Origin of the sequence: Paenibacillus xylanexedens (assembly GCF_017874615.1) — a bacterium.
GTDB lineage: Bacteria > Bacillota > Bacilli > Paenibacillales > Paenibacillaceae > Paenibacillus > Paenibacillus xylanexedens.
In genome coordinates this window covers 65,503-80,930 of the sequence record NZ_JAGIKV010000004.1, presented here as the reverse complement: position 1 = coordinate 80,930, position 15,428 = coordinate 65,503, and the positions used below count along the sequence as shown (strand labels likewise).

16 protein-coding genes are annotated in these 15,428 nt (G+C 44.7%); all 16 read left to right on the top strand.

Translation table 11 applies throughout. The annotated features are described in order from the left end of the window. Positions 1-13 precede the first annotated feature (13 nt). The 16 genes from fliQ to J2Z28_RS06365 all read left to right on the top strand — a co-directional run bounded on the left by fliQ (position 14) and on the right by J2Z28_RS06365 (position 15,425). Positions 14-283 carry a flagellar biosynthesis protein FliQ gene (gene fliQ / locus J2Z28_RS06440; RefSeq protein ID WP_017689172.1) on the top strand — a complete coding sequence of 90 codons (270 nt, stop codon included), beginning with the start codon at positions 14-16 and terminating at the stop codon, positions 281-283. Between the two features lie 10 nt (positions 284-293). Continuing rightward, positions 294-1,082, top strand: coding sequence for a flagellar biosynthetic protein FliR (fliR, locus tag J2Z28_RS06435; RefSeq protein ID WP_017689171.1), 789 nt, complete (start codon positions 294-296; stop codon positions 1,080-1,082). Positions 1,083-1,105: 23 nt separating this feature from the next. Beyond that, positions 1,106-2,188, top strand: a complete 1,083-nt coding sequence (gene flhB, locus J2Z28_RS06430; protein ID WP_211081645.1) for a flagellar biosynthesis protein FlhB — start codon at positions 1,106-1,108, stop codon at positions 2,186-2,188. 25 nt (positions 2,189-2,213) lie between these two features. After that, the gene (flhA, locus tag J2Z28_RS06425) at positions 2,214-4,247 is read left to right on the top strand and encodes a flagellar biosynthesis protein FlhA (RefSeq protein ID WP_047842487.1); all 2,034 of its coding nucleotides are present in this window, start codon (positions 2,214-2,216) and stop codon (positions 4,245-4,247) included. Continuing rightward, on the top strand, positions 4,244-5,596 hold the full coding sequence (gene flhF / locus J2Z28_RS06420; protein WP_211081644.1) for a flagellar biosynthesis GTPase FlhF: 1,353 nt from the start codon (positions 4,244-4,246) through the stop codon (positions 5,594-5,596). The genes flhA and flhF overlap by 4 nt, the downstream gene beginning before the upstream one ends. Next, positions 5,593-6,480 (top strand): MinD/ParA family protein, encoded by an 888-nt coding sequence (locus J2Z28_RS06415; protein WP_211081643.1) that lies wholly within the window; start codon positions 5,593-5,595, stop codon positions 6,478-6,480. The genes flhF and J2Z28_RS06415 overlap by 4 nt, the downstream gene beginning before the upstream one ends. 32 nt (positions 6,481-6,512) lie before the next feature. Further along, positions 6,513-7,955, top strand: a complete 1,443-nt coding sequence (locus J2Z28_RS06410) for a protein-glutamate methylesterase/protein-glutamine glutaminase (protein WP_211081642.1) — start codon at positions 6,513-6,515, stop codon at positions 7,953-7,955. A gap of 32 nt (positions 7,956-7,987) precedes the next feature. Further along, positions 7,988-10,060, top strand: coding sequence for a chemotaxis protein CheA (locus J2Z28_RS06405; RefSeq protein ID WP_211081641.1), 2,073 nt, complete (start codon positions 7,988-7,990; stop codon positions 10,058-10,060). Between the two features lie 41 nt (positions 10,061-10,101). Continuing rightward, positions 10,102-10,563, top strand: coding sequence for a chemotaxis protein CheW (locus tag J2Z28_RS06400; RefSeq protein ID WP_036609340.1), 462 nt, complete (start codon positions 10,102-10,104; stop codon positions 10,561-10,563). A 10-nt stretch (positions 10,564-10,573) separates the two neighbouring features. Further along, positions 10,574-11,194, top strand: coding sequence for a chemotaxis protein CheC (locus J2Z28_RS06395; protein ID WP_211081810.1), 621 nt, complete (start codon positions 10,574-10,576; stop codon positions 11,192-11,194). Then, the gene (locus tag J2Z28_RS06390; RefSeq protein WP_017689162.1) at positions 11,187-11,684 is read left to right on the top strand and encodes a chemotaxis protein CheD; all 498 of its coding nucleotides are present in this window, start codon (positions 11,187-11,189) and stop codon (positions 11,682-11,684) included. The genes J2Z28_RS06395 and J2Z28_RS06390 overlap by 8 nt, the downstream gene beginning before the upstream one ends. Positions 11,685-11,688: 4 nt before the next feature. Then, on the top strand, positions 11,689-12,132 hold the full coding sequence (locus tag J2Z28_RS06385; protein ID WP_211081640.1) for a hypothetical protein: 444 nt from the start codon (positions 11,689-11,691) through the stop codon (positions 12,130-12,132). Between the two features lie 15 nt (positions 12,133-12,147). Next, a complete protein-coding gene (locus tag J2Z28_RS06380) occupies positions 12,148-12,936 on the top strand; it encodes a FliA/WhiG family RNA polymerase sigma factor (RefSeq protein WP_017689160.1) in 789 nt (262 codons plus the stop codon). A 62-nt stretch (positions 12,937-12,998) separates the two neighbouring features. Beyond that, positions 12,999-14,408, top strand: coding sequence for a flagellar assembly protein A (locus J2Z28_RS06375; RefSeq protein WP_211081639.1), 1,410 nt, complete (start codon positions 12,999-13,001; stop codon positions 14,406-14,408). 52 nt (positions 14,409-14,460) lie between these two features. Then, positions 14,461-14,775, top strand: a complete 315-nt coding sequence (locus tag J2Z28_RS06370; protein ID WP_211081638.1) for a hypothetical protein — start codon at positions 14,461-14,463, stop codon at positions 14,773-14,775. Positions 14,776-14,840: 65 nt separating this feature from the next. Beyond that, entirely contained in the window at positions 14,841-15,425 is a 585-nt protein-coding gene (locus tag J2Z28_RS06365) for a hypothetical protein (protein ID WP_211081637.1), read from the top strand. Positions 15,426-15,428 lie beyond the last annotated feature (3 nt).

The following is a 15,428-nucleotide window of genomic DNA, read 5'->3' as shown; positions in this document are numbered from 1 at the left end:
AAGGAGGACGGTCATGACTTCGGAATTTATTATCGGTCTGGCCGGGAAAGCGGTATACACGTCATTGCTGGCCAGTGCACCCATGCTCATACTAGCTCTGGTTGTAGGACTTGCAATCAGTATTTTTCAAGCGACAACTCAAATTCAGGAACAAACATTAGCTTTTGTGCCCAAGATTGTTGCCGTACTTCTGTCAGTACTTTTGTTTGGACCTTGGATCTTGAATATATTGGTCGATTTCACGTTTAACATTCTCGATAATCTATACAGATACATAGGGTAGGCTTTAGCAGATGGAGACATTGTTGCAAAGTTTCCCTGTCGCTCTGCTTATGTTTTGTCGAATCACATCATTTTTTGTAACTGCGCCGGTTTTTTCGGCTCGAAATGTGCCAACTTCAGTTAAAATTGGAATCTCTGCATTTGTCACATTGTCTGTCTATCTGATCTACGGAATAGACCAGACCGTACCCACCGATCTGAGCTATGTTTTATTGATCATCAGAGAGATTCTAATTGGCCTGCTTTTAGGTTTTGTGGCTTATCTGTTGATGACGGCTGTTCAGACTGCTGGGACCTTTATCGATCTACAGATCGGTTTTGGTATGGCCAATGTATACGATCCAATGACAGGTGCTTCAGCGCCACTTACGGGTAACTTGAAGTATGCATTTGCTATGCTTCTGTTTCTGACGATGAATGGTCACCATTATTTGCTGGATGCGATAGTTTACAGTTACCGGTGGGTACCATTATCTAATGTGTTTTTCCTACGGTTGGCAGATGGAAGTATTGCTGAATTTTTGATTCAGACCTTAGGTCAATCATTTATGCTGGCTTTTCAGATGTCGGCTCCGATTGTAGTTGCGTTGTTTTTGACGGATGTTGGATTGGGTTTTTTGGCCAAAACTGCTCCTCAATTTAATGTATTTGCAGTAGGGTTGCCGCTTAAGTTACTCGTTGGTCTTGCTATTTTGCTTTTGCTGGTTCCCAGTTTCTCCTTTGTATTTAGTCAATTGTTCGAAGCGATATTCAGATCGATGGAAAAATTGCTTGGAACCATTGGACAAAGGCCCGGCTGAGTGAAACGGAGGAAAAGACACGGATGAAACTTCAACTCGACCTCCAGTTGTTTTCAGGGGAGAAGACGGAGAAAGCTACCCCGAAAAAGAGACAGGATACACGAAAAAAAGGACAGGTTGTCAAAAGTGCTGAACTATCTGGCGCATCCATTCTCCTGTTCGTGTTTTTAATCATGATGGTATTCAGCAACTTCTATAAAGAACGTATAGTTCGTCTGTTTACAGATATCTTCATCAATCGATTGAGTATGGAAATCACCGGAGAGAATGTGATGGCGCTTATGATGCGCTATGGCATTGAAGTTTTGTTGTTGATCGCTCCCGTTTTGCTGGGTGCGGTACTGGTTGCTTTGATCGTTAACTACATGCAAGTTGGTTTTCTTCTTGTAGGGGAAGGTTTGAAGCCAAAACTTGAGAAACTGGACCCGATTAAAGGTTTCAAAAATATCTTCTCTCTCCGCTCATTGGTGGAATTTGCTAAATCCATTTTGAAAATGTCGATTATCGGTTATCTCGTTTACAGTACAATTAAGGGCTACCAGTCAGATATTGCTTCACTTTCTCATTTTTCATTGGATGCTATTTTACATTTCGCTGCGTCGATCACTTTAAGTCTTGGTATCAAGATTGCAGCGGCATTGATGATACTTGCGATATTTGATTACATGTATCAGAAGTATGATCATGAGAAGAAGATTCGTATGTCCAAGCAAGACATCAAAGACGAGTACAAGAAAATGGAAGGTGATCCGCTGATCAAAGGTAAAATCCGGGAACGCCAGCGTCGTATGGCTATGCAGCGCATGATGCAGGAAGTGCCGAATGCGGATGTGATCATCACGAACCCGACCCACTTTGCGGTTGCGCTAAAGTATGAAGGTTCCGAGATGGAAGCACCGCAGATTATTGCCAAAGGTCAGGATTATGTCGCCTTGCGTATTAAGGAAATAGCAAAAGAGAACGGTGTTATTACGATGGAAAACAAGCCATTAGCACGGGCATTGTTCCAGAGAGCCGAGATTGGTGACGCTATACCGGCCGATTTGTTTCAAGCGGTAGCTGAAGTGCTGGCTTATGTATATAAACTAAAGGGCAGAACGAAATAAAAGGGGATCGGAGGCCGTACATTCATTGAAGATTAAAGATATAGCTGTCCTTGCGGGTATCATTGGCATTGTGTTGATGATGATTCTTCCGATCCCGACCTGGCTGTTGGACTTGTTGCTGGTCGTCAATATTTCAATTGCACTGATGATACTCCTTGTTGCAATGAACAGCAAAGAAGCGTTACAGTTTTCTATTTTTCCAGCTTTGCTGTTGATCACTACACTATTCCGACTGGCACTGAACATTTCGACAACCAAGCTAATCCTTGGTGATGGGGATGCCGGAGCCGTAGTTGCTACCTTTGGTAGCTGGATTGCTGGAGGGCAAATTGCGATTGGATTTATCGTGTTTTTGATCCTCGTTGTCGTTCAGTTTATCGTTATTACGAAGGGGTCTGAGCGCGTAGCTGAAGTTGCTGCCCGATTCACCCTCGATGCGATGCCTGGTAAACAAATGAGTATTGATGCGGATCTGAATGCGGGTCTGATCAACGAGCAACAAGCTCGTGAGCGTCGTTCCAAAATTGAACGTGAAGCCGATTTCTATGGAGCGATGGATGGAGCAAGTAAATTCGTAAAAGGTGACGCAATTGCAAGTATTATCATCCTCCTGATCAATCTCATTGGTGGATTTATAATCGGTATGACTGTGCATGGGATGGCTTTTGCAGATGCAATGGCAACGTACTCTGTACTGACTATCGGAGATGGATTGGTAAGCCAAATCCCTGCTCTGCTTATTTCCACAGCAGCAGGACTTATTGTCACCAGAGCGTCATCCGAAGGAAACTTGGCAGATGATATTACGGGGCAACTGTTTACATATCCAATACTAATTTATATCGTAGCTTTCGTTATTGCCATGCTCGGTTTCTTCACACCAATTCATGTTATTACTACGCTTCCGTTGGCAGGTGTGTTGGCATATGCTGCGTGGCGTATGCAGAATAATCTGAATTTGAAACAAGTAGCGGAAGAACAGTTGGAAGAAGAACAGCAGATTGAAGAGGTTAGAAGTCCTGAAAGTGTAATTAACCTGCTTCAGGTGGACCCTATTGAGTTTGAATTTGGTTATGGTTTAATCCCGCTTGCTGATAATCAGCAGGGTGGGGACTTATTGGATCGGATCATTATGATTCGGAGGCAGTGTGCTCTTGAACTGGGGTTGGTCGTTCCGGTCATACGGATTCGAGATAATATCCAGCTCAGACCCAATGAGTATGTTATCAAAATCAAGGGTAATGTGGTAGGTGGCGGAGAACTGTTGTTGAATCATTACCTTGCCATGAGTCCTGGCTATGATGAGGAGTCTGTGACAGGTATTGAAACGACAGAGCCTGCTTTTGGACTTCCGGCACTATGGATTGATGAAGTAACCAAAGACAGAGCCGAACTTGCAGGATATACGGTCGTTGATCCGCCTTCCGTTGTGGCTACACATCTGACGGAACTGATTAAGAAACATGCGCATGAGTTACTTGGAAGACAAGAGACAAAAGCACTTGTGGATAATCTCAGAGAGAACTATTCTGCCCTTGTGGATGAACTGATCCCTTCTCTACTTTCCATTGGTGATGTACAGAAAGTGCTTGCCAAGTTATTGCGTGAGAAAATATCTATTCGTGATATGGTTACCATCTTCGAGACACTGGCTGACTATGGTACGTATACGAAAGATCCTGATGTGCTGACTGAATACGTCAGACAATCCCTCTCACGTCAGATTACTCAGCAGTTCTCACAGAAAGGTGAGACACTTCGAGTGATCACGGTTGGACCTGGTCTTGAGAAGAAAATTGCTGAAAGTGTGCAACAATCGGATCAAGGCAGTTATCTTGCGCTAGACCCTGTATCTACACAAAGTGTATATCAGAAGCTCAGTGAACAAGTGAACCGTTTGATTCAATCAGGTCAACAACCTGTTGTATTAACTTCTCCAACCATTCGCATGTATCTGCGTCAGGTGATTGAACGTACAATGCAGGACATTCCTGTGCTTTCCTACAGCGAGTTGGAGCCGAATGTTGAAATTCAAAGTATCGGGGTGGTGAACTTATGAGAGTAAAACAATACGTTGTTGAGACCATGCCCGAAGCTATGCTTCAAATTCGCAAAGACCTGGGAAGTGATGCCGTTATTCTGTCCACCAAAGAAATTAAGGTGGGCGGTGTAATGGGAATGTTTCGCAAAAAACGGATCGAAGTTGTAGCTGCAGTGGATAAGGAAGAAAACAAGCAAACAACAAAGCCAGTACAAAATCAATTCACACCTGTACCTCGTGCATTTGTACCTGAGGCTTATCGGCAAACAGCTCGTTCGTTTGTTGCGGCTTCTGATGAGTCGGTGGCAACGAATACAGCTGATCAAAGTGTACAGGACCAATCTGCGGCTGCACCGTCTGTGTTTGAATCGCGTAATATCGGTTCAAACATAGACAGCGGCTCAGGTTCTTCAAGCACGGATCATAAACCGCGACCGCAAGGGGCGGATTTTTCGGGTTCAACAACTAGTCCGAAGCCAACAGGTTCAGACCTGCAGCAGGATAAGTTGATGACTGAATTGCAGGATCTTAAACAGATGGTGACCAGGCTTTCAAAGCAAGGTACTTCTGCAGACCCTGTGCCAGAGGAACTGCAACCGATCCGAGAACGTTTGACAGAACAAGATGTTTGGCCTGAAGTATGGGAATCCTGGTTTGATTCAATTCAAGCAAAATGGTCTGAGAATGGATTAAAAGAACAGGATGTAGAGCAAATAGTGAAGCTTGAGGTTATGCACTTTTTGGAGCAACGTATTGAAGAAGGCATTCTTCCTACCACGCGAATCGTCTATGTAGCTGGACCAACCGGTGTAGGGAAAACTACGACAATTGCAAAATTGGCTGCTGAACAAATGTTCAAAAAACAGCGTAAAGTTGGATTCATTACATCAGATACGTATCGGATCTCGGCAGTAGAACAGCTTAGAACGTATGCATCTATACTGAATGTTCCACTTGAGGTGGTGCAATCGCCCGGTGATACACAACGTGCCATTTCTCGATTAGAGAATTGTGATTTGATCTTTATGGATACAGCGGGTAGAAACTACAGAAATGAATTACTTGTTTCAGAACTGCAAAGTTTGCTTGCTCCTGTAGAGAATAGCGAAACCTTTCTGGTCATGAGTATGACTTCCAAAAGTGCTGATATGGTGCAGATCACGGAACATTTCAGTAAATATGGTCTGGATAAGGTGATTTTCACCAAAATGGATGAGACTGGGAGTTGCGGGCCGCTATTTAACTTGTTACACCGTTTTCCACTCAAGCTCGCATATGTGGCAAATGGACAAAATGTTCCGGACGATTTGTTGAAACCAGATGCAGATTCGTTGTCTAAACAGTTGCTGGGAGAATGGTCACAATGAAGGATCAAGCAGCTGCACTTCGAAGTATGGTCTCCGCGCCATTGGAATTGGAAGGCATTGAGCGAGATATTCGATCCTCGAAAATCATTACTGTGGCCAGTGGTAAGGGAGGTGTTGGTAAATCCAATTTCACACTGAACTTTGCCTTGGCGTTGCAGGCTTTGGGGCAAAAGGTACTTGTATTTGATGCTGATATTGGAATGGCTAATATTGATGTTCTTATGGGTACGTCTTCTTCCTATAATCTTTACCACCTGTTATACCGACAAAAATCCATAAGGGAAATCATACAACTGGGTGCCAGTGGCTTGCCTTACATTGCTGGAGGATCGGGCATGAGAGAGTTGTTTTCATTGTCTGATCGTGATCTGGAGTTCTTTGCCAGTCAAGTCGAGGATATTGCCCAGGAAATGGATTATGTCATCTTTGACACTGGGGCAGGACTTTCCAGAGAGAATATGAAGTTCATCGGTGCTGCCGATGAATGCCTGATTATAACTACACCTGAACCGACTTCAATAACCGATGCTTATGCTTTAGTCAAAGTTATGCACGGCCAGGAAAATGCTACGCCCTTTCGAATGATCGTTAACCGGGTGGAAGACGAACGAGAAGCGGAACGGGTGGCAGAAAAAATAGCTGGAGTGGCGAGGCGGTTTTTGCAGACGGATATTCCGCTGCTTGGGTATATTTCAGAAGACGCCCAGGTAGTCAAGGCGGTTAAAAGGCAAATGCCCTATAGTCTGGCTTATCCCAATGCCAAAGCCTCTAAAGATATAGAGAAACTTGCTCTTCGTTATCTGGCTGTACCTGCAACTCCGGGATCCGGAACCTTGACAGGAATCAGGGGATTTATGAATAAGTGGCTTAAACGGACAACATGATTTCTGAATAAAGGAAACAGGGGTGACACAACATGGCGGCGTATCAAGTATTGGTTGTCGATGATTCCGCTTTTATGCGTAAGATTGTTACGGATTTGATCCAAGCGGATCCGGAATTCAAGGTTACGGCAACGGCATCAAACGGTAGAGAAGCAATTCAAAAATCACTAGAATTGAAACCCGATATTATTACAATGGACGTTGAGATGCCCGAAATGAATGGGTTGGATGCATTAAAATCAATTATGAAGGAATCTTTCGTTCCTGTGATTATGCTCTCTGGTATCAATGAACAAGGCATGAAAGAAACCATTATGGCGCTTGAAGCTGGGGCATTTGACTTCATTCGCAAACCATCTATTTCACATGACCAGGATATTGCTCAAGTTGGTAAAGCCTTGGTTGAGCGCATGCGAGCTGCGATGAATGAGATCAAAAGAAAAGCTGATCGTGAGTTATCCATGAAAAATAGAGACATGTTGCGAGGTGCAGTTGTTCCCCCAACTCAGCCAGTGCAGAAAGAACTGCCGGCTAGGGATCGAGCGGAGCCGGTGAAAAAAACGATCGAACCTGTCGAGACGAGTCAACGCTCTCTTCGAGAACGGACTGAAGCCTTTCAGGCCAAAGCAAAGAAACCAATTGAACCATTGTCACCTTCAAAACCAGGTCGCGTAGAGAATAAACCGGAGCCTTTGCCAAAGGCTGAGCGTAATTCGGGGACGAAGGCAGAAAAAGCAGTGAGGTCAGCTAATCCAGTACAGACTCCAAAGGAAGTTCGACTACCTAATGCGGCTAGAGTGGCAGCTGATCAAATAGCGGCAACTTCTGCCTCTGCAAAAGCCAAGGATGTAATCAAGCCTAATCCTGTTCCCAAAGGTGGAGGGGGGCTGGAAGGACCATTCAACAAACTTGTGGCAATAGGTTGTTCTACGGGTGGACCGAGGGCTCTCAAGACATTGCTCGAGCAGTTGCCTGCTGATTTGCCTGCACCGGTCATTATTGTGCAGCATATGCCACCCAATTTCACACGTTCTCTGGCTCAACGATTGAATACATTCAGTCCACTGCATGTGGTTGAAGCTGAAGAGGGCATGGTTCTGAAAAAAGGAACCGCCTATATAGCACCCGGCGGATTCCATGTGAAAGTTAACAAAACAGCAGACGGGAAATTTATCGTGAAGCTGACTGAAGATCAACCAGTGAATGGGCATAGACCTTCAGTGGATACGATGTTTGAGTCACTTCTGCCGTTTACATCTTTACAAAGGCATCTTGTTTTGCTAACGGGAATGGGAAGTGATGGAGCACGTATGATGAAGAGATTATACGAAGCTGGAGTTACATCAACCTTTGCCGAGAATGAAGAAACATGTGTTGTATATGGCATGCCGCGTTCTGCTGTAGAGCTGCAATGCGTTCGTCATCTTCTGCCATTGCAGGAGATTGCTTCTAAACTTGTTCAAGCAGTGAAATAACGGAGTGTAACTCACGGAGGAGGTGCCTCACAATGGACATGAACCAATATTTATCCATGTTTATTGATGAGTCTAATGATCATCTGCAATCGCTTAACGAAAACATGCTTCAACTTGAAGGCAATCCGGAAGACCTGGGTATAGTTCAGGTTATATTCCGCTCTGCTCATACCTTGAAGGGTATGGCAGCAACTATGGGCTTTGAAGATTTGGCATCACTGACACATAAAATGGAAAATGTGTTGGATCTGGTTCGTAATGAGAAGTTGAAAATGCAGGATTACATTTTTGATACCATGTTCAAGAGTCTGGACGCTTTGGAAACCATGGTTCAGGATATTACCGAAGGTGGACAAGGTAAAGCAGATGTGTCGTCAATCGTAGCTTCACTTCAAGCCATTGAAAATGGTGAAATGACAAACGGAATTGGACCTGCTACAGAAACAAATAAGCCGACTAACGCTTCAATCTCTTCGGCTGTGGAGCTGGATGAATTCCAATATTCAGTGCTGGATCAGTCGATCGCCGAAGGTCATCGTGTGTTCTACGTGGATGTGCTTGTTAGCGAGCATAGCCAGTTAAAAGGTGTACGGGCTTATATGGTCTTTGATATGCTGGAACGTTCAGGTGAAGTCGTTAAGGCTTACCCATCCGTTCAGGATATTGAGCAGGAGAAGTTTGAGCGCAGTTTCTCGTTGTATTACATAACAACTAAAGAAGCGCACGAACTGGAAGAAGGCATCATGAGTATCTCTGAAATTGAAAGTGCGAAGCTCATTCAACTGGATCAGGAGACTCTTCAGCAGATGGCCAATCAGGTAGCAGCTACAGTTGAAGCGCCACCCGCACCAACAGCTGTAGCTGAGGTTGCTTCGCCGGATAAAAATTCTGTACCCAAAGAAGAAACCGCAACGGCACCAGCTAAAACAGCTGCACCGAAGCAAGCTGCTGCTCCTTCACGTACCATTCGTGTGGATATTGAACGTCTCGACGTATTGATGAACCTGTTCAGTGAATTGTTGATTGACCGTTCACGTCTGGAGCAACTGGCCAGTGAAACAGGCAACAATGATTTATCCGATACAGTAGCTCATTTAAGTCGAGTTAGCACAGATTTGCAAAATATTGTACTGAAATTGCGGATGGTTCCGGTAGATACCGTATTTAATCGATTCCCGCGCATGATCCGTGATCTGGCTAAGACACTTGATAAAAAAATCGATCTGGTGATTACAGGTGCTGAGACGGAACTGGATCGTACCGTAATTGATGAGATTGGTGATCCGCTTGTGCATTTACTGCGTAACGCGGTTGACCATGGTGTGGAATCCATTACAGAGCGTGTAGCTGCAGGTAAACCAGAGATGGGTACAGTAAACCTGCGTGCCTTCCACAGTGGAAATCACGTATTTATAGAGATTGAAGATGATGGTAAAGGTATCTATCGCGACAAGCTTTTGAAAACCGCGATCAAACGTGGTGTTGTAACCGAAGAACAAGGTGCCAAGATGAGTGACGATGAAGTGAATCAACTGTTGTTCGCACCTGGTTTTAGTACTGCTGATATTATCTCGGATATCTCTGGCCGGGGCGTTGGCTTGGATGTAGTAAAATCGAAGATCACTTCGCTTGGCGGTAATGTAACGATTCATTCAACTCCAGGCAAAGGCACGAACTTCTCTGTTCAGCTTCCGTTGACACTATCCATTATTGCTGCAATGCTTGTACGACTTGGTTCAGAGAAATACGCTGTTCCGTTATCCTCCATTGTAGAGACGGCCATTGTACAACGTGAGCAAGTTCGTAATATTCATGGCAATAAAATGATCACGTTCCGTGAGTCACTGATTCCGTACTTGTCCTTGAGCGAAGTATTCTCCGTACCGGATTTCAATGACGCTGATGAGCAAGAAACAGAAATTGTCGTGATTCGCAAAGGCGACCGTCTTGCAGCTGTAGCTGTTGAAGAATTTATTGGACAAAGTGAGATTGTTCTCAAATCAATGGGAACCTATCTTCCTGCTATTGAAGGAATCTCTGGAGCAACCATTCTCGGAGATGGACAAGTAGCCCTGATTCTTGATCCTAATGCATTTATTAAATAAGCATAGAGCTAAGTCTTACATTTAATAGGGAGGTTTTTTACATGGAAGAAGAGTTGAAAGTCATCGTCTTTAAATTGGGTTCCGAAGAGTATGGTATTGAGGTAGACAAGGTTCAGACGATTGAGCGCATGATGCCAATTACCCGTGTTCCCAAGACACTTTCCTTTGTAAAAGGAGTTATTAATCTACGCGGTGTTGTCATTCCGGTCATTGATCTACGCGGTCGTTTCTCCCTTCCGGAAACGGAATACACGGATCAGACTCGTATTGTTATCGTAGGTGTAGACGACATGCAAGTTGGCTTTATCGTAGATTCTGCTAATGATGTTATTGATATCAAAAGTAGTGCGATTGATAGCCCGCCAGAAGTGGTTGGTGGCGTCAAAGCGAGATACCTGCGAGGTGTTGCTAAATTGGAGGATTCACGCTTGTTGATTATGCTCAACCTAAACGAAGTATTAAATAAAAGCGAGATTGTACAGCTGGAAAGTGTTGAGGGCTAGTACCGTGGAGATGTTCAACCGATTTGAGGTATTCCAGATGGATGTGCTCAAAGAGGTCGGTAACATTGGAGCAGGCAACGCCGCAACGGCGTTGTCTCAACTCCTCAACAGACCGATTGATATGGGTGTACCTACAGTACAAATGCTCCCTTTTGAAGAAGTTGCCGAAAAAGTGGGCGGAGATGAACGCATCGTGGTTACCGTGTTTCTTCGTGTAGAAGGTGAAGCACCGGGAAATCTTTTCTTTATGATGACACCAGAGGCTGCTAAAATGTTGTTGAATAGACTTGCCGGGTTTGATCTGAAAGAAGGACTCGCTTTTACCGATATGGAACAATCAGCGCTTTCCGAGATTGGAAATATTTTGGCTGGATCCTATCTTTCTTCTTTGGCAGATTTCACGAAGTTGTCTATGTATCCAACTGTTCCTGGACTTGCCATCGACATGGCAGGTGCCATTCTAAGTTATGGCTTGCTGCAATTTGGCGAGATGGGGGACGCTGCATTGTTGATTGACACATCTTTCTTCGAAGGTGAAGATCAAGTTGAGGGTCAGTTTTTCCTCATTCCAGATCCATCATCCTTTGCAAAGATATTTGAATCGCTAGGGGTGCCACTGAGCCATGATTGAGGACAAAAGCGTCGTTAAAGTCGGTATGGCGGATTTAAACATCGCTCATCTTCCTGGTGTAATCCGGACGACTGGCTTGGGTTCGTGTGTGGGATTAACAATGTATGATCCACATTTGAAGCTGGCTGGAATGGCGCATGTCATGCTTCCTACTTCAGAGATCGCCCGTGAAGGGAAACTGAACACTGCGAAATATGCGGATACGGCGTTGCCTGAGCTTTTGGAAAAGATGATAAAACTGGGCGCTTCTCACTCACGTATTGTGTCTAAAATGGCCGGAGGCTCTCAGATGTTTGCCTTTGCTGGCGCTGGAGATACAATGCGCATTGGACCAAGGAATGCAGATTCTTGTCGAGAGTGGCTTCAAAAACTCAATATCCCTCTTCTAGCAGAAGATACGGGTGGGAATTATGGACGAACGATTGAGATGGATTGTGAAACTGGACTTTTGACTATTCGAAGCGTACAAATGGGTGTAAAGGAACTATAAGACTATGATAGGAAACTACCGCATTAATCTTGGAGCAGGCATCGTTGGATTTATTCTTACTTTTTTTGTAGCATACAGCAGCAATGTGCTGATGACCAGTTTAATTCGCGGATTGATCGGATTCGTAGCCTGGTTTGTCCTTGCATATGGTTTACGCTGGGGATTGGGATTGCTGCTGAACCCTCAGATCGAGGGAAATGGGTATGGTTATGATTCACCAAGTGCTCAAGATCAAAGAGGTTCACAGGTGGACATTAAAATCGAAGACGATGGACAAGAGCTGAATAATTTGCTCAAGAGTGGACAGAACGCTTCATCTGGGGACGATCTTCCGCCATCTGAGACGAAAGCTCCAACGGGATTCGCCCCTTTGGATCCGCCTAAACTTGTCCGGACCAAGGATCCGGAGGAATTGGCGCAGGCCGTTCGTCACCTGACAGACAAATAAGGAGGGTGAAAGCAATTGAACGAGCGTAAAGCTTCACATTTGAACCATTCTGATCTGTGGGAAAAGTGGAAAGAACATGGAGATCTTGAAGCCAAGAAAACTTTGATTGAAAAGTATCTTCATATTGTAAATTATGTATCCGGTCGACTGGCTGTTGGTTTACCCAAAAATGTTCCCAAGGATGACTTGGAGAGCAATGGCGTTATGGGGTTGATTGATGCATTGGAGAAGTTCGACTATGAACGTGGTCTGCAATTTGAAACTTATGCATCATGGAGGGTCCGCGGAGCCATTCTTGACGGACTGCGTCAAGGTGATTGGGTTCCGCGTTCTGTGCGGGAGAAGGCCAAGCGAATTGAAGACGCCTACCAACAGCTGGAACAAAGTTATCTCAGGTCTGTTAGTGATGAGGAAATGAGCGAGTACTTGGACGTATCCACTAAAGATTTTCAACATATGCTTCAGGAAGTGGCAGTCATGTCACTTTGCTCGCTGGAGGACCCAATTCGTGAGGAAGAGTCTGAGACTCGTCTGTCTCTGATGGTGGATGAGAAAGCCAAAAATCCGGATTATAAAGTGAATGAGTTTTATTTAAAGGAAGCTTTGGTGCAAGGGCTTGACAAGTTGACGGTAAAAGAGAGAACAGTTGTTTCACTCTTGTATTACGAAGATCTTTCTCTTAGTGAAATTGCTGAGGTTATGTCTCTTTCTCCGTCTCGTATATCCCAGTTACATTCCAAGGCAATATTACGATTACGCGGCACGTTGGATAAACAGAAAGATTTGTTGATGCGTAAAGATTAATAGAGAGAAGTAATATCATTGGAGTTTGGGGAGTGGAAAGTCTAAAAGGGGGAAGAACTGGAGTGACACAGCGGACTGCTTTGGAACAATGTTTAAACATTGTTTTATCGGACGACAAATGCACAGCCTACCTTGAATTTTCCAAAGAGGAAGAAGGCTTTGCCTGCACGATTGATGAACTTGAACAATTTGTGGCGAACAAGGGCATCAAACAAGGTGTATCGCGAGAGGCATTATTACTTTTTGTGAGCAACCCTGAAACCTATTTAAAAGATAAATACAAGATTGCCGAAGGTATCGCTCCTATTCAGGGAACAGATGGATTCATCAAGATCCTGGTAGGGATGGACGATACGAACGAACGACGACCGCTGGAATCGGAAGATGGAACTGTCGATTACAAAGAAGTGACCCGGCTAAACAATGTTCGTAGTGGTCAGATCATTGCGGAGCGAATTGCTCCTGGCGAGGGCATACCAGGCAGGGCAGTAACGGGTGAGGAAATTCCTTATCGTCCCGGAAAAGAAGTTCGATTTAAAGTCGGGAAAAACGTTGTGATTAACCCGGATGGTTCTGCGATGTATGCTGCACTGGATGGGCTGGTTACCAAAACGGACGGTAACAAACTGAATGTGTTTCCGGTCTATGAAGTCAATGGTGATGTTGACTACAATAACGGTAATATCGACTTTGTAGGCACAGTTGTCATACGAGGCAATGTACTTACAGGATTTAAAGTAAAAGCAGCAGGTGACATTCGTGTCGTCGGAGGTGTCGAAGGAGCTGAACTGGAAGCAGGCGGCTCAATCGAAATTACCGGTGGTATTATTGGTTATAACAAAGGACTGGTACAAGCGGGCCATAATGTTAAATGTAGCTTTATTCAAGAAGGCAACGTGGATGCCGGTGAAGATGTGCTGGTTTCTCAAAGTATTATGCATTCCAATATTCGTGCTGGCCATGGTGTCATCTGTGCAGGAACCAAAGGTCTTATCGTTGGTGGCTCGATTCAGGCAGGTCAGAACGTCTCAGCGCGTGTTGTGGGCAACAGCATGTCCACGGTCACTTCCATTGAAGTTGGTGTGCTGCCAAAGCTGCGTAACGAACTGAATGATTTGCGTAAGGAAGCCAGAGAACAGATGGACTCCTTGGACAAAACAAAGAAGGCTTTGACATTGTTAGACCAGTTAGCTGCCGCTGGACAACTAAGTCCAGATAAGATGTCGATGCGGATCAAGCTGAATGCTACGCAGAAATCTGCTCTTCGTATAAGTGAAGAAACGAAAATGCGTATCTTTGAAATTGAAAAGGCACTTGAAGATACAAGTAAGGCTCGTGTTGATATTCTGAAGATGATTTATGGAGGCTCTAAAATAGTTATCGGCAGATACACGAAATTTCTTAAAGATCCAGTGAGTCGAATTTCATTTTATTATCATGATGGCGATATTACGATGGCTCCATACGTTTAAGTACAGCATTCAGGCACAGGAAGAAATCCATTCGAAACCGTGAGGTGAGCGTATGAGTTTCAAAGCAGTGGAGTTGCAGATTGCGGTACCACGAACAAGCGAAGCGGGACGTTATCAAAGTGAAGCCCAGCAGCGACCGATTACGGATCAGAATCTTTTGGCAGAGCAAACGTCGAAAGAAGCAAATGAAGCAAGGCAACGAAGTGAAGCAATGGACGAAACTTCACAGACTTCGGTGCGTGATGGTCATACCCATGATGGGAATCAGCAGAGTGGTTCCGATGGACAGGAGACTGCTCAGGCTCAAGAAACTGTCAAACCTGCAGAGCACCCGTACAAAGGAAAACACATAGATCTGTCTTTATAATAGATGGTTGTTATGGATATGCAGTCTTGCGCACCGATGGTTGAATCAGAAGGAGAGAACCCAATTTGTCACCATGGATCATTATTGTCATATTAGGGGCCTGCGCCATTGCCTACGCTTATATTATGCCTCGTAAAAACAAGGCGCAAGAGCCCGGGCATCAACTGGTGCAGGAGATGGAATCTACGCTTGAACACTACATGACCGAGATCGAAAATGATAATGATGCTCTTATTCAACGTGTGGCTGAAATGAAGGGAGAAGCGACAGCAGCAGATCAACGTATGCAATTGCAACTTCAGGAATTACAGCAGCGGTTGGATCAGCTGGAACAGAGCAAAAAGAACGAACCTGTCGCATCACCTGTTCCACATTCCGGTGATGTATCCGTACAATCTTCCGAAGGTTTGCAAGCACAAGCGCTCGTGAAAAGTGTACAAGCAGAGGCGGCCCAGCAGGCGTTAGAAGCAGACCTACAGACCAGTGAAGTCGAATCTTTGCCTGGGCGTGAATCGATTAAAGATCGATATGCAGAACTCTTTAATCTACATGCTGAAGGTAAGTCGATGGATGCCATATCCAAGCAGACAGGCATTCAGCGTGGTGAGGTACAGTTAATACTGCAACTGGCAGAACGGGAGGAAAGCTAAGTC

Bases quoted from the DNA above. Each gene is read 5' to 3' on its own strand.
- fliQ (WP_017689172.1), top strand. From the start codon at position 14: ATGACTTCGGAATTTATTATCGGTCTGGCCGGGAAAGCGGTATACACG.
- fliR (WP_017689171.1), top strand. From the start codon at position 294: ATGGAGACATTGTTGCAAAGTTTCCCTGTCGCTCTGCTTATGTTTTGT.
- flhB (WP_211081645.1), top strand. From the start codon at position 1,106: ATGAAACTTCAACTCGACCTCCAGTTGTTTTCAGGGGAGAAGACGGAG.
- flhF (WP_211081644.1), top strand. From the start codon at position 4,244: ATGAGAGTAAAACAATACGTTGTTGAGACCATGCCCGAAGCTATGCTT.
- J2Z28_RS06415 (WP_211081643.1), top strand. From the start codon at position 5,593: ATGAAGGATCAAGCAGCTGCACTTCGAAGTATGGTCTCCGCGCCATTG.
- J2Z28_RS06410 (WP_211081642.1), top strand. From the start codon at position 6,513: ATGGCGGCGTATCAAGTATTGGTTGTCGATGATTCCGCTTTTATGCGT.
- J2Z28_RS06405 (WP_211081641.1), top strand. From the start codon at position 7,988: ATGGACATGAACCAATATTTATCCATGTTTATTGATGAGTCTAATGAT.
- J2Z28_RS06400 (WP_036609340.1), top strand. From the start codon at position 10,102: ATGGAAGAAGAGTTGAAAGTCATCGTCTTTAAATTGGGTTCCGAAGAG.
- J2Z28_RS06395 (WP_211081810.1), top strand. From the start codon at position 10,574: ATGTTCAACCGATTTGAGGTATTCCAGATGGATGTGCTCAAAGAGGTC.
- J2Z28_RS06390 (WP_017689162.1), top strand. From the start codon at position 11,187: ATGATTGAGGACAAAAGCGTCGTTAAAGTCGGTATGGCGGATTTAAAC.
- J2Z28_RS06385 (WP_211081640.1), top strand. From the start codon at position 11,689: ATGATAGGAAACTACCGCATTAATCTTGGAGCAGGCATCGTTGGATTT.
- J2Z28_RS06370 (WP_211081638.1), top strand. From the start codon at position 14,461: ATGAGTTTCAAAGCAGTGGAGTTGCAGATTGCGGTACCACGAACAAGC.